The 24,288-nt window shown below is 64.7% G+C and carries 19 protein-coding genes; 10 read left to right on the forward strand and 9 right to left on the reverse strand.

Annotated elements, in window-relative coordinates; translation table 11 throughout:
• Positions 1 to 80: 80 nt before the first annotated feature.
• The 5 genes from BDW41_RS14240 to dnaA all read right to left on the reverse strand — a co-directional run bounded on the left by BDW41_RS14240 (position 81) and on the right by dnaA (position 8,058).
• Positions 81 to 1,373: a tetratricopeptide repeat protein gene (locus tag BDW41_RS14240; protein WP_199535345.1), complete on the reverse strand. Its 1,293-nt coding sequence runs from the start codon at positions 1,371 to 1,373 to the stop codon at positions 81 to 83.
• 310 nt (positions 1,374 to 1,683) lie between these two features.
• A complete protein-coding gene (gene gyrB / locus BDW41_RS14245; RefSeq protein WP_074549502.1) occupies positions 1,684 to 4,101 on the reverse strand; it encodes a DNA topoisomerase (ATP-hydrolyzing) subunit B in 2,418 nt (805 codons plus the stop codon).
• Positions 4,102 to 4,178: 77 nt separating this feature from the next.
• Complete coding sequence (gene recF, locus BDW41_RS14250) at positions 4,179 to 5,258, reverse strand: DNA replication/repair protein RecF (protein ID WP_074549722.1); 1,080 nt, start codon at positions 5,256 to 5,258, stop codon at positions 4,179 to 4,181.
• Between the two features lie 96 nt (positions 5,259 to 5,354).
• Positions 5,355 to 6,455 (reverse strand): DNA polymerase III subunit beta, encoded by a 1,101-nt coding sequence (gene dnaN / locus BDW41_RS14255; protein ID WP_074549504.1) that lies wholly within the window; start codon positions 6,453 to 6,455, stop codon positions 5,355 to 5,357.
• Positions 6,456 to 6,702: 247 nt separating this feature from the next.
• Positions 6,703 to 8,058: a chromosomal replication initiator protein DnaA gene (gene dnaA, locus BDW41_RS14260; RefSeq protein ID WP_074549506.1), complete on the reverse strand. Its 1,356-nt coding sequence runs from the start codon at positions 8,056 to 8,058 to the stop codon at positions 6,703 to 6,705.
• A gap of 213 nt (positions 8,059 to 8,271) precedes the next feature.
• Between dnaA and rpmH the strand changes: the two genes are divergently transcribed.
• The 4 genes from rpmH to mnmE all read left to right on the forward strand — a co-directional run bounded on the left by rpmH (position 8,272) and on the right by mnmE (position 12,059).
• Positions 8,272 to 8,409 (forward strand): 50S ribosomal protein L34, encoded by a 138-nt coding sequence (gene rpmH / locus BDW41_RS14265; RefSeq protein ID WP_038622724.1) that lies wholly within the window; start codon positions 8,272 to 8,274, stop codon positions 8,407 to 8,409.
• A gap of 13 nt (positions 8,410 to 8,422) precedes the next feature.
• Positions 8,423 to 8,821, forward strand: a complete 399-nt coding sequence (gene rnpA / locus BDW41_RS14270; RefSeq protein ID WP_074549508.1) for a ribonuclease P protein component — start codon at positions 8,423 to 8,425, stop codon at positions 8,819 to 8,821.
• A 58-nt stretch (positions 8,822 to 8,879) separates the two neighbouring features.
• Positions 8,880 to 10,571: a membrane protein insertase YidC gene (gene yidC / locus BDW41_RS14275; RefSeq protein WP_074549510.1), complete on the forward strand. Its 1,692-nt coding sequence runs from the start codon at positions 8,880 to 8,882 to the stop codon at positions 10,569 to 10,571.
• Between the two features lie 147 nt (positions 10,572 to 10,718).
• Entirely contained in the window at positions 10,719 to 12,059 is a 1,341-nt protein-coding gene (gene mnmE / locus BDW41_RS14280) for a tRNA uridine-5-carboxymethylaminomethyl(34) synthesis GTPase MnmE (protein WP_074549512.1), read from the forward strand.
• Between the two features lie 48 nt (positions 12,060 to 12,107).
• On the opposite strand, the gene BDW41_RS14285 is transcribed toward mnmE, so the two are convergent.
• The 3 genes from BDW41_RS14285 to BDW41_RS14295 form a co-directional block, all read right to left on the reverse strand.
• Positions 12,108 to 13,052, reverse strand: a complete 945-nt coding sequence (locus BDW41_RS14285; protein ID WP_074549514.1) for an FAD-binding protein — start codon at positions 13,050 to 13,052, stop codon at positions 12,108 to 12,110.
• An 11-nt stretch (positions 13,053 to 13,063) separates the two neighbouring features.
• On the reverse strand, positions 13,064 to 13,813 hold the full coding sequence (locus tag BDW41_RS14290; RefSeq protein ID WP_074549516.1) for an electron transfer flavoprotein subunit beta/FixA family protein: 750 nt from the start codon (positions 13,811 to 13,813) through the stop codon (positions 13,064 to 13,066).
• A 150-nt stretch (positions 13,814 to 13,963) separates the two neighbouring features.
• Positions 13,964 to 16,639: a LuxR C-terminal-related transcriptional regulator gene (locus BDW41_RS14295; protein WP_074549518.1), complete on the reverse strand. Its 2,676-nt coding sequence runs from the start codon at positions 16,637 to 16,639 to the stop codon at positions 13,964 to 13,966.
• A gap of 184 nt (positions 16,640 to 16,823) precedes the next feature.
• On the opposite strand from BDW41_RS14295, the gene BDW41_RS14300 reads away from it, so the two are divergent.
• From BDW41_RS14300 to BDW41_RS14325, 6 genes are all read left to right on the forward strand, one after another.
• Positions 16,824 to 18,011, forward strand: a complete 1,188-nt coding sequence (locus tag BDW41_RS14300) for a lipid-transfer protein (protein ID WP_074549520.1) — start codon at positions 16,824 to 16,826, stop codon at positions 18,009 to 18,011.
• 23 nt (positions 18,012 to 18,034) lie between these two features.
• The gene (locus BDW41_RS14305) at positions 18,035 to 18,475 is read left to right on the forward strand and encodes a MaoC family dehydratase N-terminal domain-containing protein (RefSeq protein WP_074549522.1); all 441 of its coding nucleotides are present in this window, start codon (positions 18,035 to 18,037) and stop codon (positions 18,473 to 18,475) included.
• Positions 18,476 to 18,486: 11 nt separating this feature from the next.
• Complete coding sequence (locus tag BDW41_RS14310; RefSeq protein ID WP_074549524.1) at positions 18,487 to 18,906, forward strand: MaoC family dehydratase; 420 nt, start codon at positions 18,487 to 18,489, stop codon at positions 18,904 to 18,906.
• 43 nt (positions 18,907 to 18,949) lie between these two features.
• Complete coding sequence (locus BDW41_RS14315; protein WP_074549526.1) at positions 18,950 to 19,780, forward strand: SDR family NAD(P)-dependent oxidoreductase; 831 nt, start codon at positions 18,950 to 18,952, stop codon at positions 19,778 to 19,780.
• 76 nt (positions 19,781 to 19,856) lie between these two features.
• Positions 19,857 to 21,005: an acyl-CoA dehydrogenase family protein gene (locus tag BDW41_RS14320; RefSeq protein ID WP_074549528.1), complete on the forward strand. Its 1,149-nt coding sequence runs from the start codon at positions 19,857 to 19,859 to the stop codon at positions 21,003 to 21,005.
• Between the two features lie 49 nt (positions 21,006 to 21,054).
• Positions 21,055 to 22,623: a long-chain-fatty-acid--CoA ligase gene (locus BDW41_RS14325; protein ID WP_074549530.1), complete on the forward strand. Its 1,569-nt coding sequence runs from the start codon at positions 21,055 to 21,057 to the stop codon at positions 22,621 to 22,623.
• Between the two features lie 496 nt (positions 22,624 to 23,119).
• On the opposite strand, the gene BDW41_RS14330 is transcribed toward BDW41_RS14325, so the two are convergent.
• Positions 23,120 to 24,283, reverse strand: a complete 1,164-nt coding sequence (locus BDW41_RS14330; protein ID WP_074549532.1) for a CaiB/BaiF CoA-transferase family protein — start codon at positions 24,281 to 24,283, stop codon at positions 23,120 to 23,122.
• Between the last annotated feature and the right edge of the window lie 5 nt (positions 24,284 to 24,288).

A 24,288-nucleotide genomic window follows, 5' to 3' on the forward strand; every position in this document is an offset into this window, starting at 1 on the left:
AACAGCACATGGCATTTGTATAGCACTTGTGAGGCAGGCAAATGGACGTCTATCTGCCCCACATTTGTTACACCTCTGCCTTACTTGCTCACTGTCGGCGACTTCAGCCAAGCCTTGGCTTTTTCTGAAGTTTCTGGATCCTGTGCCGCTTTCTCCATGGCTGCAATCGCGCCCGCCTTGTCCTTCAGACCGCGGCACGCCTGGGCCAGCAACATGTAAGCGGTGCCCTTGTGCTGCACGCCCTTGTCGATGCCCTGTTGGATGAGGCTCTTGGCCTCGCTGAACTTGTTGTCCTGGATCAGGAGCTGGCCGGCGCGGATGTGCGCCTCGCCGTCCTTGGCCAGCGGGATGGCCTTCTGGTAGGCCGCCAGCGCGCCCGAGGTGTTGTCGGACATGTAGTTGGCGGCGCCGAGCAGCTCGTAGTTCTCGGCCGTCTGGGTGACGATACCCTTGCTCATGCCATCCTGCAGCGTGGCGGCCGCCTTGGTGGAGAGGTCCTTCTGGTCGCCGCCGCCGTTCTGGCCGGTGACCAGGTAGAGCTTGGCGAGCGTGATGTAGTCCTTCTCGGTCTTGAGCTGGCCGTTGGCCTTGGCCTTCTCCATCAGCGAAATCGCTTCCGGATACTTCTGCGCCTGCATCAGCGCGGCGACGGCGTTGTTCAGCGCGTTCGGGTCGTTCGGGTTGGCGGCCAGCTGCTGCTGGGCGATCTGAGCGGCCTGGTCACCCTGGCCCGATTCCGAGTAGCTGGCGACCAGGATCTGGTTCCAGCTGTCGTTCGGCTTGTCGGTCTTCGACTGCGCCGTCTTGATGGCGGCAATCGCTTCGGGGTACTTCCCGAGGCGGTAGTAGGCGTTGCCTTCCAGCGCGTAGGAGTCGGCGGTTTCCTTCTTGCCTTCGGCGCGCCACTTCTCGACGGTGTCGATGCACTGCTGGTACTGCTCGTCGGCCAGGTAGAACTGGGCGAGCATGTACTCGAGCTGGAAGAAGGTGTCGTTCGGCATGGTGCCGTTGTCGAGCGCGCGCTTGAGCAGGTCGATGGCGCCCTTCACGTCGCCGTCGTTGTAGTGCACGTTGGCCAGGCCCTGCAGGGCCAGCGCCTGGGCGTACTTGCTCTTGCTGCCATCGGCGATCGGCTGGAGGATCTGGATCGCCTTTTCCTTGTCCTGGTTGTTGACCGCGTCAAGGCCTTCGTTGATGGCCTTCTGGTCCTTTTCGCTGGTGAGGTCCAGCTTCGGTTCCTTGCGCGTGGCGTTGGGGTAAAGCGCTTCCTTCTTGTCCTTGGAAGAGCTGTCGCCTGCGATGACCGGCGTGCTCACCACGGCCAGGGCCAGCGCCGTACCGGCAAGCATTTTGATCAGGGGAACACGCTTCATGGCAGTCCTCAATGGTGGTTTCACGCGATTGCAACGCGGGGGATCGCTGAGCGTAACCTGACTAGGCGGCAGATAACAAGTCGCACCGCGACAAGAAAGATTGTTAAAAATCAATAAGTTGAACCATACGCCAACGACTGGACATGATTTTCAAGTCCGATGCCCCGGCCACCCGTGACTTTTTGGCCTGGAAACACGCTATCGGCGGCCGTTTTCCTGACTTTAGCCAATGTGCTAATGCGTTAGTACGCGCGGTCAAAGGAATGGCCGTCGACGATGCGATGGCGTCGCATCGTCGACGGCCGGCGGCTCAGATGTCGAGGTTGGCGACCTTGAGCGCGTTCGCTTCGATGAAGTCGCGACGCGGCTCCACCGCCTCGCCCATCAGCATGGAGAACATCTGATCGGCGGCGAAGGCGTCTTCGATGCCGACCTGCAGCATGCGGCGGGTCTCCGGGTTCACGGTGGTTTCCCACAGCTGTTCCGGATTCATTTCACCCAGGCCCTTGAAGCGCTGGATCATGCGGCCCTTCTTGCCCTCTTCCAGCAGCCAGTGGCGCGCTTCGGCGAAGCTCTGCACGCCGCGCGAACCGTTGCCGCGGCGAACCACGGCGTCAGCCTGCACCAGGCCGGCGAGCTGCTGGCTGACCGCCAGGATCGGACGGAACTCGGCGCTGCCGAAGAACGGTTGCGGCAGCAGCCAGGTGTGGCTCAGGCCGTGCTGGTCGCGCACCACTTCGATGGCGGCCGGCTGCTCGCCTTCCGCGGGACGCAGCGACAGGCGGTAGCGCGGCTTGCCCAGGCCGCTGGCGGCCAGGCGCGATTCCACGCCCTTCAGCCAGCCCTGCATGGCGGTGGCGTCGTTCCACAGCGCGGGTTCGAGAGGCGCATGTTCGAGTAGCGCGGTGAGCACGGCGGCGTCGAAGCGGTGGCCCAGGCGCTCGATCTGATCGAGCGCGGTCTGGTAGTCGCGCAGCAGCTTTTCCAATGCTTCGCCGTAGATGGCCGGTGCATCCGGCGAGTACTGCAGTTCGGCGCCGTCGACCGCGCTGGAGACGAGGTAGCCGTTCAGGGCTGCGTCGTCCTTCAGGTACATCTCGTTCTTGCCCTGCTTGATCTTGTAGAGCGGCGGCAGGCCGATGTAGACGTGGCCGCGTTCGATCAGCTCCGGCATCTGGCGGTAGAAGAAGGTCAGCAGCAGGGTGCGGATGTGCGAGCCGTCCACGTCCGCGTCGGTCATGATGACGATGCGGTGGTAGCGCAGCTTGTCCGGGTTGTACTCCTCCTTGCCGATGCCCGTGCCGAGCGCGGTGATCAGCGTGCCGACTTCGGCGGAGGACAGCATCTTGTCGAAACGGGCCTTTTCCACGTTGAGGATCTTGCCCTTCAACGGCAGCACGGCCTGGGTCTTGCGGTTGCGGCCCTGCTTGGCCGAACCACCTGCGGAGTCACCCTCGACCAGGAACAGTTCGCATAGCGCGGGATCCTTTTCCTGGCAGTCGGCGAGCTTGCCCGGCAGGCCGGCGATGTCCAGCGCGCCCTTGCGGCGGGTCATCTCGCGGGCCTTGCGGGCGGCTTCGCGGGCGCGCGCGGCGTCGACCACCTTGGAGGCGATGGCCTTGGCTTCGTTGGGGTGCTCCAGCAGGAACTCGCCCAGCTTCTCGTTGACGGCCTGCTCCACCGCGGTCTTCACCTCGGAGGACACCAGCTTGTCCTTGGTCTGCGAGGAGAACTTCGGGTCAGGCACCTTCACCGACAGCACGGCGATCAGGCCTTCGCGCATGTCGTCGCCCGACAGCGCGACCTTGGCGTTCTTGGCCAGGCCTTCCTTCTCGATATAGCCCTGCAGCGAGCGCGTCAATGCCGCGCGGAAGCCGGTCAGATGGGTGCCACCGTCGCGCTGGGGGATGTTGTTGGTGAAGCAGAACATCGTCTCCTGGTAGGAGTCGGTCCACTGCATCGCCAGTTCCACCGAGATGCCATCCTGCATGGCACTGAGGCTGATCACGTTGGGATGCAACGCGGTCTTGAGCTGCGCCAGATGCTGCACGAAGGACTTGATGCCGCCTTCGTAGGCAAAGCGGTCGCTGCGCCCTTCCCCTCGCTCGTCCTTCAGGTCGATGGTGACGCCGGAGTTGAGGAAGGCCAGCTCGCGCAGGCGCTTGGCCAGGATGTCGTAGTGGAATTCGGTATTGGAGAAGGTTTCCGGGCTTGGCAGAAAGCGCACGGTGGTGCCGCGCTTGGTGGACGCGCCCACCTCCTTCACGGGGTACTGCGGCTCACCCAGGGCGTATTCCTGCTGGTATTCCTTGCCATCGCGGTAGATGGTCAGCCACAGGTGCGAGCTGAGCGCATTCACCACGGACACGCCCACGCCGTGGAGGCCACCGGACACCTTGTACGAGTTGGCGTCGAACTTGCCGCCCGCGTGCAGCACCGTCATTACCACTTCGGCGGTGGACCGGCCTTCTTCCGGGTGCATGTCGACCGGAATGCCGCGGCCGTTGTCACTGACGCTGACCGAGCCGTCGTCCAGGATGGTCACGGTCACATGATCACAGTAACCAGCGAGAGCTTCGTCGATGGAGTTATCGACGACTTCGAACACCATGTGGTGCAGGCCGGTGCCGTCATCGGTATCGCCGATGTACATGCCGGGGCGCTTGCGCACCGCTTCCAGACCTTTCAGGACCTTGATGTTGCTCGAATCGTAGGTTGTATCGTTCATTCGGTGACCGATTCCTGGGCGCCTTATCCCGCCCGGGCGGCGCCATGTAAGGCCGGGCTGGGGACACAATTGGTTGATTATAGCAGGGGGCTGAGATGCCCTTGTTCCACGTGGAACACTCGTGCCGAGCCGCCCTGTAGGGCATCGGGGACCTCGGTTCCCGTCACCAGCACCTGGGCGCCTACCGAGCGCAGCTGCTCTACCACGGCCGCTTGATGGGACTTGTCGAGCTCGGAGGCCAGGTCGTCGAGGCACACAACCGGCCATTCGCCTCGCCGCTCGGCGTACAAGGCAGCCTGGGCCAGCATGCAGCCGAGTGCCGCCAGTTTTTCCTGTCCGCGCGAGAGATGCTCCCTTTGCGGAGCGTGTTCAAAGGACAAGGCCCAGTCGGCGCGATGAGATCCCATGGTGGTATGGCCCCGCGCCAGGTCCCTGCCCCGCTGGCTGGCCAGCACCGCGCCCAGCGACACCTCATCCGTCCAACCACGACGGTATCTGAGTTCGACCGAGCCCAGTTCGGGAAGTAGCCCCTGCATGGTCCGTTCTATATGGGGGCGCAAAGCGACTAAATACAGTTCGCGAAGCCGATCGATCACGGACGCCGTGGCGTCCAGTTCGGCCTCCCAGGGAAGAAACAGCGCTTCGGAAGCGGGCGCACTGGCGCGGAGTAGCGAATTCCGCTGCTTGAGGGCGCGCTGGTAGCGCCGCCACGCCGGCATGAACTCTTGTTCCACGTGGAACACGCCCCAATCGAGGTAGCGTCGGCGTTCCTCAGCGCCACCAGCGATCAGGGCGTGGGACCCTGGTTCAAAGCAGACGACGGCGCACTCGCCCACCAACTCGCTGAGGCTGACGATGTCCCCGTCCATGCGGGCTTCCCAACGCACGCCCTGACGCCCAAGTCCCAAGCGTCGGATGCGATCGTCCTGATGCCGAAGCTCCGCGAAAACAGCCAGGGACTCTGCACCGCGCTGAAGCAAGGCATCCTTGGCGCCTGATCGGAAAGAACGGGCGTGGGAGAGCAGGAAAGCCGCTTCCAGCACGCTGGTTTTTCCGGCGCCATTGGCACCGACAAATACGGTCATGCCGGCTTCCAGCGGAATGGTGACCTCGCTCAGGCAGCGCAGCCCGCGAATCTTCATGGTTTCCAGCCGCACCTCAGCGGCCTCCGGAAGCAAGAACGCCGGAGCGTCTTTCGACAGCTCCGGCGTTCGCGTTCGGCCTGCCCTTAAAGGGCAAACAGATGATCGTCATCAGAGACGCAGCGGCATGATCACGTGGCGGGCCTGATCGCTGTCGTCTTCCTGCACCAGACAGCTCGACTGCGCATCGCGCAGGTTCAGACGGGCCTTTTCGCCGCGCAGTGCGCCCAGTGCATCCAGCAGGTAGCCGACGTTGAAACCCACCGCCAGATCCGACACCGGCGTCTCGGCCTCGACCTCTTCCACGGCTTCTTCCTGTTCCGGGTTGTGCGCCACGATGCGCAGCTTGCCCGGCGACAGTTCCAGCTTCACACCGCGGTATTTCTCGTTGGAAAGAATCGCTGCTCGCTGCAGGGCACCGCGCAGCGCTTCGCGATCCAGCGTGGCGTGCTTGTCGGCGCCCAGCGGAATCACCGCCTCGTAATCCGGGAAGCGGCCGTCGATGAGCTTGGAGGTGAACACCACATCGCCACGACGCACGCGCAGATGGTTACGGCCGAACTCGAGCTCGATCTGGCCATCGCCCGTTTCGAACAGACCGATCAGCTCGTTCACGCCCTTGCGCGGAATGATGATCTGACGACGCGTGGATACCTTGCTGTCCAGCTTGGTTTCCTTCAATGCCAGACGGTGACCGTCGGTGGCGACGCAACGCAGGGTGTGTTCCTGCAGGTCGAGCAGCATGCCGTTGAGGTAATAGCGCACGTCCTGGTTCGCCATGGCGAAGGCGGTACGTTCCATCAGGTCTCGCAGCACCTCTTCCGGCAGCGTGACCCGCTCAACCAGCTCTATTTCATCGATGGTGGGGAACTCGGTGGCTGGCAGGGTGGCCAGCGTGAACCGGCTGCGTCCCGCATTCATGGCCACGCGATCGCCATTGAACTTCAGGTCGATCTGGGCGCCATCAGGCAAGGCGCGCACGATGTCGAACAGCTTGCGCGCGGGAATGGTGATTTCGCCGTCGACCAGCTTGTCAGCGGTCGTCGTGGCGATCATTTCCACTTCCAGGTCCGTACCGGTCATCGACACTTTGCCGTCGGCGACTTTCACCAGCAGGTTGGCCAGAACCGGCAGGGTCTGGCGACGTTCGACGACGCCCACGACCTGCTGCAACGGCTTGAGCAGAGCTTCTCGTTGAATGCTGAATTGCATGTATGCGCTTCCCCAATCCTGCTTTTCTGTTTTTAAAAGAAGTTCTGTGGTGGTGGTAGGCGGCGTGGATAACTCGAAAAACTAAAATTATCCATTGGAATCAATAAATTACATGATTCCCGGGTTGTGTTCCAAAGAGCCAGAGAACTGTGGGCCGATTGTGGATAACTCAGCCCGCCAAATCGTCCACCTATTATCCACAGGTTGCCACCGTACTTTTCAAGCAAACAGTGCACAGCCGCCCTGCTCAGCCGGTCAGGATGCGGATCAGCTGCTCCCAATCCTGACGCATGCGTGTGTCCGTCTCGCAAAGCTTTTTGATGGTGCGGCAGGCATGCAGCACCGTCGTGTGGTCGCGACCGCCGAACGCCTCGCCGATCTCCGGCAGGCTGTGCTCGGTGAGTTCCTTGGACAGCGCCATGGCGATTTGGCGCGGGCGTGCCAGCGAGCGCACGCGGCGCTTGGACAGCAGATCCTGCAGGCGCACCTGGTAGTAGTCGGCCACGGTCTTCTGGATGTTGGGCACCGTCACCGCCTGCGCATGCGTGGCGAGCAGGTCGCGCAGGGTTTCCTCGGCGAAGTCGATGGTGATCGGCTTGCCATAGAAGTTGGCGCGGGCCGCCAGCGTGTTGAGCGCGCCTTCCAGGTCGCGAACGTTGGAGCGAATGCGCTTGGCCAGCAGCATCGCCACGTTCTCCCCCACCGCCACGCCCTTGTCGTGCGCCTTGGACAACAGGATCGCCGCGCGCGTCTCGAAATCAGGCGGCTCGATCGCCACCGACAGGCCCCAGCCCAGGCGCGACTTCAGGCGCGGCTCCAGCTTGTCCACTTCCTTGGGATAGCGGTCGCAGGTGAGGATGATCTGCTGCTTGGATTCGAACAGCGCATTGAAGGTGTGGAAAAACTCTTCCTGCGTGGTGTCCTTGCCCGCGAAGAACTGGATGTCGTCGATCAGCAGCGCGTCCACCGAGCGGAAGCGCCGCTTGAACTCGTCCATGCTCTTGGTGCGCAGCGCCTCGATCATCGAGCCGACGAACTGCTCCGAGCGCAGGTACAGCACCTTGAACTCGGGGTTGCGCTCGCGCATCAGGTTGCCGGTGGCGTGCATCAGGTGCGTCTTGCCCAGGCCCGTACCGCCGTACAGCAGCAGCGGGTTGTAGGCGCGGCCCGGATTCATCGCCACCTGCATGGCGGCCGCCTTGCCCAGCTGGTTCGACTTGCCCTCGACGAAGGTCTCGAAGGTGTAGTGCGGGTCCAGGTTGTGGCTGAAGCTGGCCGGCGGCGCGTCGGCCACCATCGGTTCCACCTTGGCCGGCGCGGGTGCTGGCGCCGCTGCGGATTTGGCCGCGGGCGCGGGCCGGGGCGAGCTGGAGCCCACCTCCAGGCGCACGGTCAGCTCATGCCCGGTCAGCTGGCTGATCACGGTCTCGATGCGGGCCAGATAGCGCTCGCGCACCGTCTCCAGCGTGTACGGATTGGGTGCGAACAGCTTCAGGCCATGGGTGTCGTCGCGTGCCTGCAGCGGCATCAGCCACGTATGCAGGTCTTCGGCGTTCAATTCGCCCTCGAGACGCTCGAGACAGCGCCGCCACAGGTCACTCATGGGAAGTCTTCAACCACTGGAAGGAGCGCTTTCGCGCGGGGTGGACCGGAAAGTCTAACAGCAGGAAGCCCGCTTTTTGGTAGGGATATCCACACGGATATCCACAGGCAGTCAACAGCCTTTGTCAACCCCGCGCATACCCCCATTTGACAGGGCCCCCGACCGCCCCGCATAATTTCCAACCTTTTTATTCACTTAACTTTGGAGGAAGCCATGTCCAAGCGGACCTTCCAGCCCAGCAAGCTCAAGCGTGCCCGCACCCACGGCTTCCGTGCTCGTATGGCCACGGCCGACGGCCGCAAGGTGCTGAACGCACGTCGCGCCAAGGGCCGCAAGCGCCTGATCCCGTAAGCGGCGGGCGCCCATGCCTGCCGCCGGCCTGCCGCGCGAGGCGCGGCTTCGCCGCGCCGGTGATTTCGCTGCTCTGCGACAAGCCAGCGGCCGCTTCGGCGGCCGCTGTTTTTCTGTGCGCTATCGGGTCAACGACCTGGGCCACCCGCGCCTGGGCCTGGCCATTTCCAAGCGCGTGTCCAAGCGCGCGGTGGACCGCAACCGCATCAAGCGACTGGTGCGCGAATCATTTCGCCGCGCCCGTCTTGAGCTTCCGCCCGTCGACCTCATGGTGATGGCGCGCGAGCAGGCCTGTGGCCTGCCCGGCCCGGAGCTGCTCGCGGAACTGCAGCAGCTGTGGAAGAAATTGCGCTCGGCCAAAGTCGAGGTCACGTTGAAGCCGGGCGACCCGGCCGGCACAATCGTGCGTTGACCTTTTCCCACCCTCTTCCGCGGCACGGCGTCGCGGCACGCACCGGATCTGCTCCGCGATGAATCAAACGCGCACGTTCCTCATCTTCGCCCTGCTGGCCGTGGCCTGGCTGCTGTTCCAAGCCTGGGAAAAGGATTATGGCCCGCACCCGCCGGCGGTTACCGCCGCGGCGACTCCGGCCGGCGCCGACTCCAGCGTGCCGGGCGCCACGTCGTCGACGTCCGCGCCGGCCAGCGTGCCAGGCACGGTCAGCGAAGCGTCCGCGCAGCTGATCACCGTCAGCACCGACGTGCTGCGCCTGACCATCGACACGCGCGGCGGCAGCGTGGTGCGCTCCGAGCTGCTCGGCTATCCGGTGTCGCCGCGCACCAAGAACAATCCCGACCCGGCCCCGGTACGCCTGCTCGATGACGACCGCGCGCAGTACTTCGTCGCGCAGAGCGGCCTGGTCAGCAACCAGGGCGAGGCGCCCGACCATCGCGCCGTGTTCTCCGCCGCGCAGACCAGCTACACGCTGGCCCAGGGCCAGGACGCGCTGAACGTCGACCTGACCTGGCAGGACGCCGCCGGCCTGAAGGTCACCAAGACCTTCGTGCTCAAGCGCGGCAGCTACGTCGTCACCGTCGATCAGAAGATCGAGAACGGCGGCAGCACCGCATGGACCGGCAACAGCTATGAACAGTTGCAGCGCGTGGCGCCGGCCCAGCAGAAGAGCTGGTGGCAGAACTTCAGCGATCCGTCGTCGCACAGCTTCTATGGCGCGGCCTGGTACAGCCCCGAAGACAAGATGACCACGCTGCCCTTCGCCGATTTCGCGAAGAAGCCGCTCAACCACCCGATCACCGGCGGCTGGGCCTCGATGCTGCAGCACTACTTCTTCGTGGCCTGGATTCCGCAGGCGCAGGAAGCCAACACCTACAGCACTAGCGTGATCAATCCAGACACCGCGCAGCCGGTGTACCTGATCCGCGCCGTCGGCCCCTCGATCAGCGTGGCCCCGGGCCAGAGCCAGAGCACCGCCTCGCGCCTGTATGTCGGCCCGAAGCTGCAGGGCACGCTGGATCTGGTCGCGCCGGGCCTGGACCTGACCACCAACTACGGCATGCTTACCGTCGTTGCGCAGCCGCTGCACTGGCTGCTGTCGAAGCTGCATTCCATCAGCGGCAACTGGGGCGTGGCCATCATCCTGCTGGTGCTGCTGCTGAAGGCCGCGCTGTGGAAGCTCACCGCCGCGCAGTTCCGCTCCGGCGCCAAGATGCGCAAGCTGCAGCCGCGCGTGAACGCCCTCAAGGAGCGTTACGGCGACGACAAGATGAAGATGCAGCAGGCCATGATGGAGCTGTACAAGAAGGAGAAGGTCAACCCGATGTCGGGCTGCCTGCCGGTGCTGATCACCATGCCCGTCTTCTTCGGCCTGTACCGCGTGCTGATGGAAAGCGTGGAACTGCGCCATGCGCCGTTCTTCGGCTGGGTGCATGACCTGTCCGCGCCCGATCCGTTCTTCGTGCTGCCGGTGATCTACATCCTGGTGATGCTGGCCACGCAGTGGCTCTCGCCCTCCGCCGCCGGCATGGACCCGGCCCAGCAGAAGATGATGAAGGTGATGCCGGTGGTGTTCGGCTTCATGTTCCTGTTCTTCCCGGCGGGCCTGGTGCTGTACTGGGTCATCAACGGCCTGACCAGCCTGGCGCAGCAGTGGCTGATCACGCGCAGCGTCGAGCGTGCGGACGAGAAGGCGAAAGAGGCCTGATCATTCGGCCGCTTACGGAAAAAGGCCGCGAAAGCGGCCTTTTTCGTGCGTGGCATCGTCGGCTCGTCATCCCGGCGCAGGCCGAGATGACGGTAACCGATACACCGATGTTTTCGCATCCCCACAGGTAAACCGCATAATTCCGCCATGACCCACACCGACACCATCGCCGCCATCGCCAGCGCACCGGGTGCCGCTGGCGTCGGCGTGCTGCGTGTATCGGGGCCGGCCGTGCCAGGCATCGCCGCCGAACTGCTGGGGCGCGATCCCGATCCGCGCCGCGCGCATTTCACCGCGTTCCGCGACCATGATGGCAGCCTGATCGATCGCGGCCTGCTGCTCTACTTCCCCGCCCCCGCCTCCTACACCGGCGAACACGTGCTGGAGCTGCAAGGTCACGGCAGCCCCGTGCTGCTCGATGCGTTGCTGCGCCGGGTCTGTGCGATGGACGCGCGACTGGCGCGTCCGGGCGAATTCACAGAACGCGCCTTTCTCAACGGCAAGCTCGATCTGGCCCAGGCCGAAGCGGTGGCCGACCTTATCGCGGCGCGTTCACAGGCGGGGGCGCGCGCGGCGCTGCAATCGATGGAAGGTGTGTTCTCGCGCAAGGTGCAGGATCTGCTGCAGGCATTGATTGCGCTGCGCGTGCATATCGAAGCGGCCATCGATTTTCCCGAGGAGGAAATCGATTTCCTCGCCGACCCGTTGATCATGCAGCAGCTCAACGACCTGCGTACACAGTTGGACGACTTGCTGCGCGAAGCGCAGCGCGGCGTGCGGCTCAACGACGGTTTGCGGGTCGCCATCATCGGACGTCCAAACGCCGGCAAATCCAGCCTGCTGAACGCCTTGGCCGGAAGCGATCGCGCCATTGTCACCGATATCGCAGGCACCACGCGCGACGTGTTGCGTGAATCCTTGAATCTCGACGGCATCGCGCTGGAACTGGCCGACACGGCCGGCTTGCGCGACACGGATGACCCGGTGGAGCGCGAAGGCGTGCGCCGTGCACGCGGCGAACTCGCGCGCGCGGATGTCGCCCTGCTCGTCACGGATGGATCGCACGCCGAGCACGACCTCGCCCTGCTCGGCGAACTGCCCGCCAGCGTCGAACGCATCGTGCTGGTGAACAAGATCGACCTCGACCGCCATGCCGCGCGCTACGAAGTTCGCGCCGACGCGATCTGGGTATGGGCATCCGCCAAAACCGGCGCTGGCCTCGACGCCTTGCGCGACCACCTCAAACAGCTCGCCGGCGCCGGCAGCGGCGAAGGGGCGTTCAGCGCAAGGCGCCGCCATGTGTTGGCGCTGGAACAGGTGGCGACACATCTGGAACACGCCGACCAGGTACTGCACGCCACGCGTGCCGGCGAACTCGCCGCGGAAGAGCTGCGCCAGGCGCAGCACGCCCTTGGGGAAATCACCGGCACCTATACCAGCGACGACCTGCTGGGCGCGATCTTCAGTTCGTTCTGCATCGGCAAGTGACGCCTCGCGATGTGTGTCATGCCGCCCTCGCGCAAGAGGCGGCGTGGATCACAGTGAAGCCACCAGCTGCGGCACCGCGTCGAACAGGTCGGCCACCAGTCCGTAATCGGCGATGTCGAAGATCGGCGCGTCCGGGTCCTTGTTGATCGCGACGATCACCTTGGAATCCTTCATGCCAGCCTGATGCTGGATGGCGCCGGAAATGCCGCAGGCGATGTAGAGCTCCGGCGCCACGATCTTGCCGGTCTGGCCCACCTGCCAATCGTTCGGGGCGTAGCCTGCGTCCACGGCGGCGCGGCTGGCGCCCAGCGCGCCACCCAGTTTGTCCGCCAGCGGCACGAGCACGCTGAGAAAGGTTTCCTCGCTGCCGAGTGCGCGACCGCCGCTGACGACGACGCGCGCGCTGCCCAGGTCCGGCCGGTCAGTGCGCGCCGCGGCGCGCGACACGAAGGCCGACAGGCCGGTATCGCCCACCGGCGCCACGCTTTCGATCGACGCCGTGCCGCCCTCGGCCGGGGCCGCCGGAAAACCGGTCGCGCGCACGGTGGCCACCTTGATGGCGTCGTCGCTTCGCACGGTGGCGATGGCGTTGCCGGCGTAAATCGGCCGCTCGAACGTATGGGCGTCCAGCACGCGGATGATGTCGGACACCTGGGCCACGTCGAGCAGGGCCGCGACGCGCGGAGCGACATTCTTGCCGTAGCTGCTCGCCGAAAAGAAGACATGGCTGTAGCCCTGCGCAAGCGCCCATACCAGTGCCGCGTGGTTCTCCGCCAAGCCGTTAGCCAGCGAGGGTGCATCGGCATGCAGCACGCGCGACACGCCTGCGATGGCGGCAGCAGCGCGCGCCGCCTCGGCGCAGCCGTCGCCCGCGACGAGCACGTGCACGTCGTCTCCGCATTGGCTCGCAGCGGTGACGGCATGGCGAGTGGTGGGATGGATCGATTCTCCTTCGTGATAGGCGACGACGAGTGCGCAAGCGAAAGCAGTCATGTCCGGCTCCTTCAGAGAATCTTGGCGTCGTTCTTCAACCGGTCGACCAGCGTCGCCACGTCGGGCACCTTGACGCCCGCCTTGCGTTTCGACGGCTCGGTGACCTTGAGCGTGCTCAGCCTGGGCGTGACATCGACGCCAAGCTCGGCTGGCGTCAATCGCGCCAGCGGTTTGCTCTTGGCCTTCATGATGTTCGGCAAGGAGGCATAGCGCGGCTCATTGAGGCGCAGATCGGTCGTGATGACAGCGGGTAGCGCGACGCTGAGCGTTTCCAACCCGCCATCGACTTCGCGCGTGACGCATGCGCGACCATCGGCGATGCGGACCTCGCTGGCGAACGTCGCCTGCGCGATGCCGGCGAGCGCGGCGAGCATCTGCCCCGTCTGATTGCAGTCATCGTCAATCGCCTGTTTGCCGAGGAGCACGAGCTGTGGCTGTTCGCGCTCCATTACCGCCTTCAACAGCTTCGCCACGCCCAGCGGCTGCAGTTCGACGTCGGTTTCCACCAGGATGCCGCGATCGGCGCCCAGCGCCATGGCTGAACGCAGCGTTTCCTGGCAGGCCGCCGGCCCGCAGGACACGGCCACCACTTCAGTGAGCACGCCTTTCTCTTTCAGGCGGACGGCCTCTTCGACGGCGATCTCGTCGAACGGGTTCATGCTCATCTTCACGCCGGCGAGGTTGATCCCGCTGCCGTCCGGCAAGACCTGGATCTTGACGTTGAAATCCACCACGCGCTTGACCGCGACGATTGCCTTCATGCTTGTCTCCTGCCGCGTCCGCTGTCGCGGACATGCCTTGAAGCTACCGTCGGGCAAGAAGCACCGACGGCCTTCAGGAAAGAGCCGCAAGTTAAGGGACGGCGGAAACCCGCAAAACCACCCTAGGTTGGGGGGCGACCGGCGGCAGATTCAGCCCGCGCCGGCCTGTTCCAGATGTTTGCGGATCAGCACGATGGCGTCATAGCGATTGGATACGCCGAGCTTCACGAAGATGTTCTTCAGGTTCCACTTGACGGTTTCGAGACTGATATGAAGCGCCAGGGCAATGCGCTTGTTGGACATCGACTGTTCCAGCAGCGACAGGATCTCCCACTCGCGTTTGGTCAATGACGCCTCGCCCTGCGCGCCCAGCGCGATGAGCGTGCCGCCACGCGTGATCGCATCGACGATCAGGCTGGACACGTAGTCGTCCATCGAGCGTTCGCCAAGACGCGGAAGGCCCTTGAGCAATACCTGCAAGGCCTCGCCCTGATCGAGGAACGTGCGCACCAGGCCATGGCGATAGCCTCGTGCAACGGCGGCGCGCAGATATTCCTGCGATTCCAGCGTGCGGCCGAGGCGATCCAGCAGCAGGCAGCGCAGCAGATCGGCCTGCACGCGCCATAGGCCGCGGCCGTATTCCTGGATGATGCCGTCGATGCCGGAAAGCACCTGCAGCCCTCGTTCCGGTTGCTCGCGTACCCACAGGATGCGCGCCATCGACAAGGCCGCCAGGGCGACGATCTCGGCATGGCGCGGCCCCTGTTCGTCCTCTGCCGACCGCAAATCCTCCAGCCTCGCCTGAAGGCGCTCGGCTTGCCGGATGTCGCCGCCGGCAAGCACGATGCGCACCTGCTCGGCCAGCATATTGGCCACGCCGCGGCTGAGCCCCGCTTGGCGAAAGTGTTCTTCCTTGCGTTCGAGATCATCCAGCGCCAACCGCGCCGAAGCCTGCGCATGCTGCAGCCGCGCATGAGTGAGCGCGGCGTGGATCATGAATTCCGGCGCTGCCACGCGCAGTACGTCCAGGCGATTGGCCAGCACTTCGCGCGCATCGTCCAGCCGATTGAGTTCGTAGAGCACGGACGACATCAGCGCACCGCAGCTGCACGCGCTGACCGAACGGCGGCCGTGCGCGTGCTCGGCCCGTGCCAGCAACTCGCCGCCGATGCGCTCCGCGTCCAGCACGCGGCCTTCCAGTTGCGCGGACACGGCCGTGGCCATCATCGCCAGCAAGGCCATTTCATGCGTGCTGTCGCGCATGGCGCGCAACGCGCCGGCTTCGGCGGCGTGCCGCACCTCGGCGTAGCGGCCCATGTGGGCGAGGCAGCCCAGTTGCAGGCAGACCTGCACTTCCTGCAGGAACGGCGAATCCAGCGGCTGCCCGCTGAGCGTATCCAGCCAGGATAGGCATGCCGGTGCATCGTCGTGCTGTATGGCCAGCGAGGCCTTGATCAAGGCGATCTGATCCGCCCATTGCCGCGCGCCCGGCGTGGCCTCCACCGCCGCAAGCCAGGTCAACGCCGGCTCGGCCCGCAAGGTCAGCACGCAACACCAGACGCCCAGCAGCAGCAGGTCGGGATGGTGGGCAAGGCGCTCCAGCGGCAGGTGTTCCAGCCATCGCACGAACTGCCGCAGATGGCTCACGCTCTTCTGCGGCGGCTTGACCCGTTTCAGCAGCGCGACGATGCCGTCGACGTCTTCGGTAAGCAGCGCATAGCGAACCGCCTCCGCGATCAGCCCGGCCTGCTCGAACCATTGCGAAGCCCGGCGGTAGAGTTCGCGCACGTCCACGTCTTCCGCCGGTGGGCGCTGCGCCAGAAACTCCGCGAACATGCGGTGCAGGCGGAACCAGCGCGAGTCATCGGGCGCATCCACCGACTGCAGGAACAGGTTGCGCGACTGCAAGGCCTGGATATGGTCCTGGGCTCGCGCCGAACCGGTGACGTGGGCTGCCACCGCCACGTTGAAGCGGCGAAGGATGGCGACCTTCCGCAAGAAGGCGAGCAAGTCTTCGGGAAGATCCTTGAGCACGTCTTCGGTGAGATACGCGCCCAGCCCGCGCCGGTTGAGCTGCAGCGCGGCCAGGTCGGACTGGCGGCGCGGGTCGGCTTTCAGCGCCATCGACAGCAACTGCAAGCCGATCGGCCATCCATCGGCTTTCTCATGCAGCAAGTGGGCCGCATCGAGGTCGATGTCCTTGTCCAGGTTCGCGCGGAGAAACGCCTGCGATTCGCGAAAGCGGAAAGCCAGCTCGCGTCCGTCGATCTCGTGCACCTCGCCTCGGGCGCGCCATCGTCCCAGCAGCAGATCGGGCGTGTTTCGCGACGACAGCACGATGTGCAGGTGATGCGGCGCGGCGTCGATCAGCGATTGCATCAGGCGTTCGATGCGTGGATCGCTGGCGTAATGAAAGTCGTCGATGACCAGGTACAGCTCGCCGTGCGCGTGATCCAGCGCGCCGATCAGCAGCGACGCCATGCTCTGCGCATCCAGCTCCGCCTCGGCTTCGCCCAGCGAGGACAGCGCGTCATCCGACAGACCTGCCTGCAGCAGAGAGCCGACCAGGTTGGCGCCCCAGGTTTCCAGTTGCTCGTCGTCCGGCGACAAGGTCAGCCACGCTACCTTCGCGCCATCGGCCAGCAAGGCTTGCCGCCATTGCGCAAGCAGCAGGGTCTTGCCGTAGCCGGCGCCGCCGGTGATCAGGATCAGGCGGCAGTGGCGGGCTTCGTGCAGGCGCGACAAGAGTTCTTCGCGCGCAACGGCATGACCGTCCACGCGCGGTGCGATGAATTTCGTGTTGATCAGCAGAGACGGCCGTTTCATGGATCCGATGAACTCCAGTGACGAGCGCCTCGCGCCGCCCCGCGTATGAAAAACGGGAACGGCCCCCCCTTACCGGGCGGGATACAGCGCCGGTCCATTGTATGAGCATGTGGGCATGCGTCATGTCCGCCCTTTCCCGTCGGGTCGAAAGGGCACACCGTCGCACCACTACGGAGACAAACGGATGGGACAGAAGACCTGTGTTGCGGGCGTGGGGATGATCCAGTTCACCAAGCCCAGCGCCAGCGCCACCTACGTCGAGATGGGCGCGCAGGCCGTGCGCCAGGCCTTGCTCGATGCAGGTCTGGACTATCGCCACGTACAGCAGGCCTATGCGGGCTACGTGTACGGCGATTCCACCTGCGGCCAGTCCGCGTTATATGAAGTGGGTTTGACGGGCATCCCCGTCATCAACGTCAACAACAACTGTTCCAGCGGTTCCACTGCGCTCTACCTGGCGCGGCAGGCCGTCGAAAGCGGGGCGGTCGATTGCGCGCTCGCCTTCGGCTTCGAGCAGATGCAGCCGGGTGCGCTCAACAACGTCTGGACCGACCGCCCGCTGACGATGGGCAAGGGCTTCGACGTGGCGCACCGCGTCTTTCCCGAAGGCAAGGACATGCCGGGCGCCTTGATGTTCTTCGGTGGCGCGGGCCGCGAGCACATGCAGAAGTACGGCACGACGATGGAAACCTTCGCGGCCATTCGCGCCAAGGCCAGCCGTCACGCCGCGCGCAATCCACTGGCCGTGTTCCGCAAGGTGGTCAGCACGGAAGAAGTGATGGCCGACACCGTGATCTGGCCCGGCGTGATGACGCGCTTGATGGCCTGCCCGCCTACCTGCGGCGCGGCGGCAGCCCTTGTGGTTTCCGAGGCCTTCGCGAAGAAGCACAACCTGCGCACCGACGTGCGCATCCTCGCGCAGGCGCTCACCACCGATGAATCCAACGCCTTCGAACCGCCGTCGATGATCGGCGCCGTCGGCGTGGGCATGACGCGCTCCGCATCGCGCAAGGTCTATGAGGAAGCCGGCGTCGGTCCCGAAGACATCCGCGTGTGCGAGCTGCATGATTGTTTCGCGCACAACGAACTGCTCACCTACGAAGGCCTGGGCTTCTGTCCCGAAGGCGGTGCGCAGAAGTTCGTCGAGGATGGCGACAACACCTACGGCGGCCAGGTAGTGGTCAACCCTTCGGGCGGCCTGCTTTCCAAGGGGCATCCGCTCGGGGCGACGGGCCTGGCGCAGTGCTACGAGCTTACCCACCAATTGCGCGGCACGGCGGACGAACGTCAGGTCGACGGCCTGCACCATGCCCTGCAGCACAACCTTGGCCTTGGCGGCGCCTGCGTGGTGACGCTGTACGGTCGCGGCTGATCGCACAGGACGGAGCCACCCACATGGCGGATAAAAGTCTGATCGGCCGTTCCACGGGCGTGACCACGGTAGAAGTCGAAAAGGGACGCTTGCGGTTCTTCGCCAAGGCCATAGGCGAAACCGACCCTATCTACACCGACGAGGCAGCGGCGAAGGCCGCCGGCTACCGTTCGCTGCCGGTGCCGCCCACCTTCCTCATGTGCCTGGAAAGCGAAGGCCGCAACCCGCAGTCCATCGTGGAGGACGTGATGGGTTTCGATCTGGGTCGCATCCTGCATGCGGAGCAGGGGTTCACCTATCACGCCATGGCCTTCGCCGGCGACGTGCTGACCTTCGACACGCATATCGTCGACGTTTACGAGAAGAAGGGCGGCGCCCTGACCTTCGTGGTCCAGGAAACGCGCGTAACCAACCAGGCGGGCGAGCACATCGCCGACCTGCGTTCATCGCTGGTGCAACGATGAGGAGCCAGGCCATGGCCATGCTTTCCCACGAGCAGGTGCGGGTGGGCGACACGCTGCCGCCACTTACCCTGCGTCCGATCAACCGCACCACGCTCGCGTTGTATGCCGGCGCATCGGGCGACCACAACCAGATTCACATTGACATCGACTTTGCCCGCAAGGCAGGCATGCCCGACGTGTTCGCCCACGGCATGTTGTCGGCCGCCTATCTCGGGCGTCTGCTCACCGCATGGGTGCCCCAGTCGCAGCTACGCAAGATCACGGTGCGCTTCACCGGCATTACCCAGCTTGGCCATGTGCCGCATCTCACGGGCCACGTTGCCGAGGAGCTGGAGCAGAACGGCGAGCGTTGCGTGCGCGTGGAGATCCGCTGCGAAAACCAATACGGCGAACACAAGGTCGTGGGCGACGCCATCGTCGCGCTGTCCTGACGGCGCATCGGTGCTCGCAAAAAAACAGATTTCAGGAGAACACATGAAGAAGCTCGAAGGTAAGGTCGCCCTTGTGACCGGCGCTGGCCGTGGCATCGGCCGTAGCGTGGCACTGAAGCTCGCCGGCGATGGCGCGCGCGTGGTGCTCAACGATCTCGATGCCGCGCCGGCCGAAGAAGTCGTTGCTGAAATCCGCCAGGCTGGCGGTGAGGCCGTCGCCTGCGTGGGCAGCGTCACCACCCCGGATTTTGCGGATCGCCTGGTCAAGACGGCGCTCGATCACTACGGCGGCATCGACATCGTCGTCAACAACGCGGGCTATACCTGGGACAACGTCATCCAGAAGATGACGGACGAGCAGTGGTACGCAATCATCGACTGCCATCTGACCGCGCCGTTCCGCATCCTGCGCGCGGTCTATCCCGTGATCAGCGCGCTGGCCAAGCAGGAGGCCGCCGAGGGCCGCGTGGTCAACCGCAAGATCGTCAACATTTCCTCCGTGTCGGCCAGCGGCAACGCCGGCCAGGTCAACTACTCCACGGCCAAAGCCGGCGTGATGGGCATGACGAAGGCGCTGGCCAAGGAGTGGGGGCGTCACAAGGTGAACGTCAACGCGGTGGCCTTCGGCCACATCGAAACGCGCATGACGGTGCCAGTGGAAGGCGAGGCCAAGACGGTGACCATCGAGGGGCGCGAGATCCGCGTGGGCATCAGCCCGCAGCTAGTCGAAATGTCCAAGCACATGACCCCGCTGGGTCGCCCCGGCACGCCGGACGAAGCCGCCGGTGCCGTCTACCTGTTCTGCATCCCGGAATCCGATTACGTATCCGGGCAGGTGCTGGTGTGCGGCGGCGGGCTGGGTACCGTCGTCTGAGTCGACATCGCTTCAGCGCGACGCGTCTGCTACGCCGACGTTGCCCGCGCAAGCCGAATCTTCCAAGGAATCGATCATGCAATTGAAGGGTTACCGCTCCCCGTGGATGGACGACGCGACGGACATATTCGGCGACAGCATCCGCCGCTTCGTGGGCGAACAGCTGGTGCCGCACGAAGACCGCTGGCGCGAACAGCACAGCGGCGATCGCGAGGCGTGGCGCGCGTGCGGCGAGATGGGCATGATTCTGCCGGACATCCCGTCCGAATACGGCGGCGTGGACGGCTCGCCGGCGTACTACGCGGTGGCGTTCCAGGAGCTCACCTACGCTGGCGTGACCAGCCTGGCGCTGAGCATCAACCACATCGTGGGCCACTACATCCTCAGCAGCGGTACGGAGGCGCAGAAACGGCACTGGCTGCCGGGCATGGCGTCGGGCGAGATCATCACCTCCATCGCCATGACCGAGCCGGGCACCGGATCGGACCTCCAGGCCGTGCGCACGCGTGCGGTGAAGAAGGGCGACAGCTACGTGATCAGTGGCGCCAAGACCTTCATCAGCAACGGCCAGCTGAGCGACATGGTGGTCGTGGTGGCCAAGACCGACCCCGAACAGGGCGCCAAGGGCATCTCGCTGTTCATCGTGGACACGCGCACGCCGGGCTTCCGCCGCGGCAAGTGCCTGGACAAGATGGGGCTGCCCGGCCAGGACACCTCGGAGATGTTCTTCGACGACTGCGTCGTGCCCGCGGACTGCCTGCTCGGCGGCGTGGAGGGCCAGGGCTTCTACCAGCTGATGCAGCAGTTGCCGTACGAGCGTGCCGAAATCGCCATCCAGGCCACCGCCACCATGGAGCGCGCCTTCGCCCTGACCGTGGACTACACCAAGGAGCGCAAGGCCTTCGGCAAGCCGATCCTCGACTTTCAGAACACGCGCTTCACCCTGGCGGACGTCAAGGCCACGGTATTCGCCTCGCGCACCTTCTGCGACCTCATTGTCCAGCGCTGGATCGACGGTACGCTGGACACCGCCACCGCCTCCATGGGCAAATTCTGGCTGACCGATCGCCAGGGCGAGGTGCTGGACCGTTGCCTGCAGTTCTTTGGCGGCTTCGGCTATATGAACGAATATCCGATCGCGCGCATGTTCACCGACGCCCGCGTCACCAAGATCTACGGTGGCGCCAACGAAATACAGCGGGAACTGGTCGGCCGTTCGCTTTGAACGCGTTCCGTTTGATGTTGGTGCATCACCTGCACGTGGAATACACCGGATGAACATCACCCAAGGACTCCATCGCCATATCCAGCAGCGTCCCCATGCCACGGTGATCCGCAGCATGGGACGAAGCATCACGTTCGCCGAGCTTGGCCAGCGCGTTGCCCGGCTGGCCGGCGCGCTTGTGCAGCTGGGCTTGGCGCAAGGCGATTGCATCGCCATGCTGTCGCGCAACTCGCACCGCTATATCGAATATGCGCTGGGCGTGCCCTGGGCGGGCGGCGTGCTCAATCCGGTCAATACGCGCTGGAGCCACGCGGAGATCCTGTATTCGCTGAACGATTCGGCCACCACCATCCTGATCGTCGACGACACGTTCAAGGAAGCTGGCGCGGCCATCGCCAGGCAGTCCGAAACGATTCGCCACGTCATCTATGCCGGCGACGGCGACACGCCGGAAGGCATGCTGTCCTACGAGGCGTTGCTCGCCGCTGCCGAGCCCGTGCAAGACGTGCGTCGAAGCGGTGACGACCTGCTCGGCATCTTCTACACCGGCGGCACCACCGGATTCCCCAAGGGTGTCATGATCAGCTACAACAACCTGGCGTATGCCTCGTTGACGTCGCTGGCCAAGGGTTTCCTCAGTCGCGACGCCGTGTTTCTGCATGCCATGCCGATGTTCCACCTGGCCGACTTCTCGGCGATGTACGGCCTGCTGGTGACCGGCGGCGTGCACGTGGTGCTGCCGGCCTTTACGGGCACGACCGCGCTGGAAGCCATCGCGCTGGAGCAAGTGACCGAGCTGATGCTCGCGCCCACCATGATCCAGATGATGCTGGACGCGCGCGAGGCCGATCCGGAGCTGGGCAAGATCCGCTTCGACGGCATCCGCAACATCATCTACGGCGCTTCGCCCATTTCGTCGACCCTGCTGGATCATGCCTGCGAAGCGTTTCCGTCAGCCCGTTTCTTCCAGGGCTATGGCATGACCGAGCTCACCACCGGCGGCACCATGCTCGATGCCGAATACCACTGCAAGGAGCACCACCTCAGCGGAAAGATGTATTCCGCCGGGCGCGCGGTCAGTTGCGTGGAACTGCGCATCGTCGATACCGATGGCAACGAGGTGCCGCGAGGCACGGTGGGCGAGATCGTCGTGCGCGGCCCCAACGTGATGCTGGGCTATCTCAATCAGCCGGACATGACGGCGGCCGTGCTGCGGGATGGCTGGATGCATACCGGCGACGGCGCTTATATGGACAAGGACGGCTTCGTCTATATCGTGGACCGCCTCAAGGACATGATCGTGAGCGGCGGCGAGAACGTGTATTCCGCCGAGGTGGAAAGCGCCATGTCCAGCCACCCTGCCGTCGCGTTGTGCGCGGTCATCGGTATTCCGTCGGAAAAGTGGGGCGAGGCGGTGCATGCCGTCGTCGTGCTCAAGGCAGGCATGAGCGCCAGCGAAGACGAGATTGTGCAGCATTGCCGTGGCCTGATCGCCGGCTACAAATGTCCCCGCAGCGTGGAATTCCGCCCCGCCTTGCCGCTTTCCAGCGTGGGCAAGCTGCTCAAGAACGAGTTGCGCGAACCGTATTGGAAGGGCCGTTCCCGCGGTGTGGCCTGAGCGTGCTTCGATACGCTGACGGGAAGCATGAGGTGACGACGAACCGGTTCGCTCTGAGCGGATGCAATATGGCGGTCATGCGCTGACCTTCAAACCGGCATGGGTGCATGCGCATCACCCGATGCCCGCAGTGATACGGATGCGGTTTGACCGTTCAAAGGTAGGTTGGGGGGCGATGGGCGGACGGTGCTGGGGGGTGCCGTCCGCCCTATCGTTTGAGCCCGCACGACGAGGGACGAACGGTTATTCCCGCGCCATCACCTTCGGACCCGTTCGCAATCTAGCGCGAACGTCTAATTCCCTCACCGTCATTCCGGCGAAGGCCGGAATCCAGCGACTTTAATGCCCTGAAAAAGGCTAAAAGGCACTGGATTCCGGCCTTCGCCGGAATGACGGTGAGGGATACAGGCGTCATGCGAGATGTTGAACGGTCTTTGAGGTTATTCAGTGTCTGAAGTTGTCCAGCGTCGTCTCAATAGGAAAACACGCAAAGCGCTTACTTGGAGCCCGCCTGGAAATCCAGGCCGTTCTCTCGCAAGCGCTCCACGTCGGCGGGGTCGAAGCCCCAATCACGCAGGGCCGCGCAGCCACCTTCGCCGCGTTCTGGTGCTGCCGCCTTGATGGCGGAAGGGGTTGCCGAGAACCGTGGCGCCGGCGCCGGCTGTACCACACCATCAACCTCCACGAAGCTGCCGCGCGCGCGGTGATGCGGGTGGCTGGGTGCTTCCGCAAAACCCAGCACCGGTGCCACGCAGGCATCGCTTCCCTCGAAGATCGCGCACCACTCGTCGCGTGTGCGCGTGAGGAACGCCGCCTCCAATTGCTGGCGCAGTATCGGCCAGCCCTTGCGGTCGTGTTGATGCGGCAGGCTGGCGCCATCGAGGCCGAGTTTGTGCAGCAGCTCGGCATAGAAGCGTTCTTCCACGGCGCCCACCGCCATGTAATGGCCGTCGCGCGTGCGGTAGCTGTCGTACCAGGGCATGCCGCCGTCGAGCAGGTTGCTGCCGCGTTGTTCGCGCCAGTTGCCGGAGGCCAGCAGGCCCCAGATGACCGAACCCAGCTGTGCCGCGCCCTCGGTCATCGCCGCGTCGACGACCTGCCCCGCACCGCCGCGTTGCACGTGCAGCAATGCCGCCAGTACGCCCAGCGCGAGCAGCATGCCGCCGCCACCGTAATCGCCGACCAGGTTCAGCGGCGGCACCGGCGGGCCGTCGCGGCGGCCGATGCCGGAGAGCACGCCCGCCAGCGCGATGTAGTTGAGGTCGTGTCCCGCCCGTTCGGCCAGCGGGCCCGTCTGGCCCCAGCCCGTCATGCGTCCGTAGACCAGCCTGGGGTTCCGCGCCAACGCTGTTTGCGGGCCCAGCCTCAGGCGCTCCATGGTGCCCGGTCGGAAGCCTTCGATCACCACGTCGGCGCGTGCCATCAGGTCCAGCGCGGCTTCCGCCGCCTGCGGCTTCTTGAGGTCGAGGGTGACCGATCGACGTCCGCGCGCCACGACATCCACGATGCGGCGTTCGGTCTTCGGCCCCAGGTCGCTGGGCGGCAATGGCCGGTGCACGCACAGCACGTCGGCGCCCATGTCGGCGAGCAGCATGGCGCCGAACGGCGCCGGGCCGATGGCTTCGAATTCCAGTACACGGATACCGCTTAGAACACCCATGTCAT

The sequence above is a fragment of the Dyella sp. AtDHG13 genome, assembly GCF_003201105.1.
GTDB classification, from domain to species: domain Bacteria; phylum Pseudomonadota; class Gammaproteobacteria; order Xanthomonadales; family Rhodanobacteraceae; genus Dyella; species Dyella jiangningensis_B.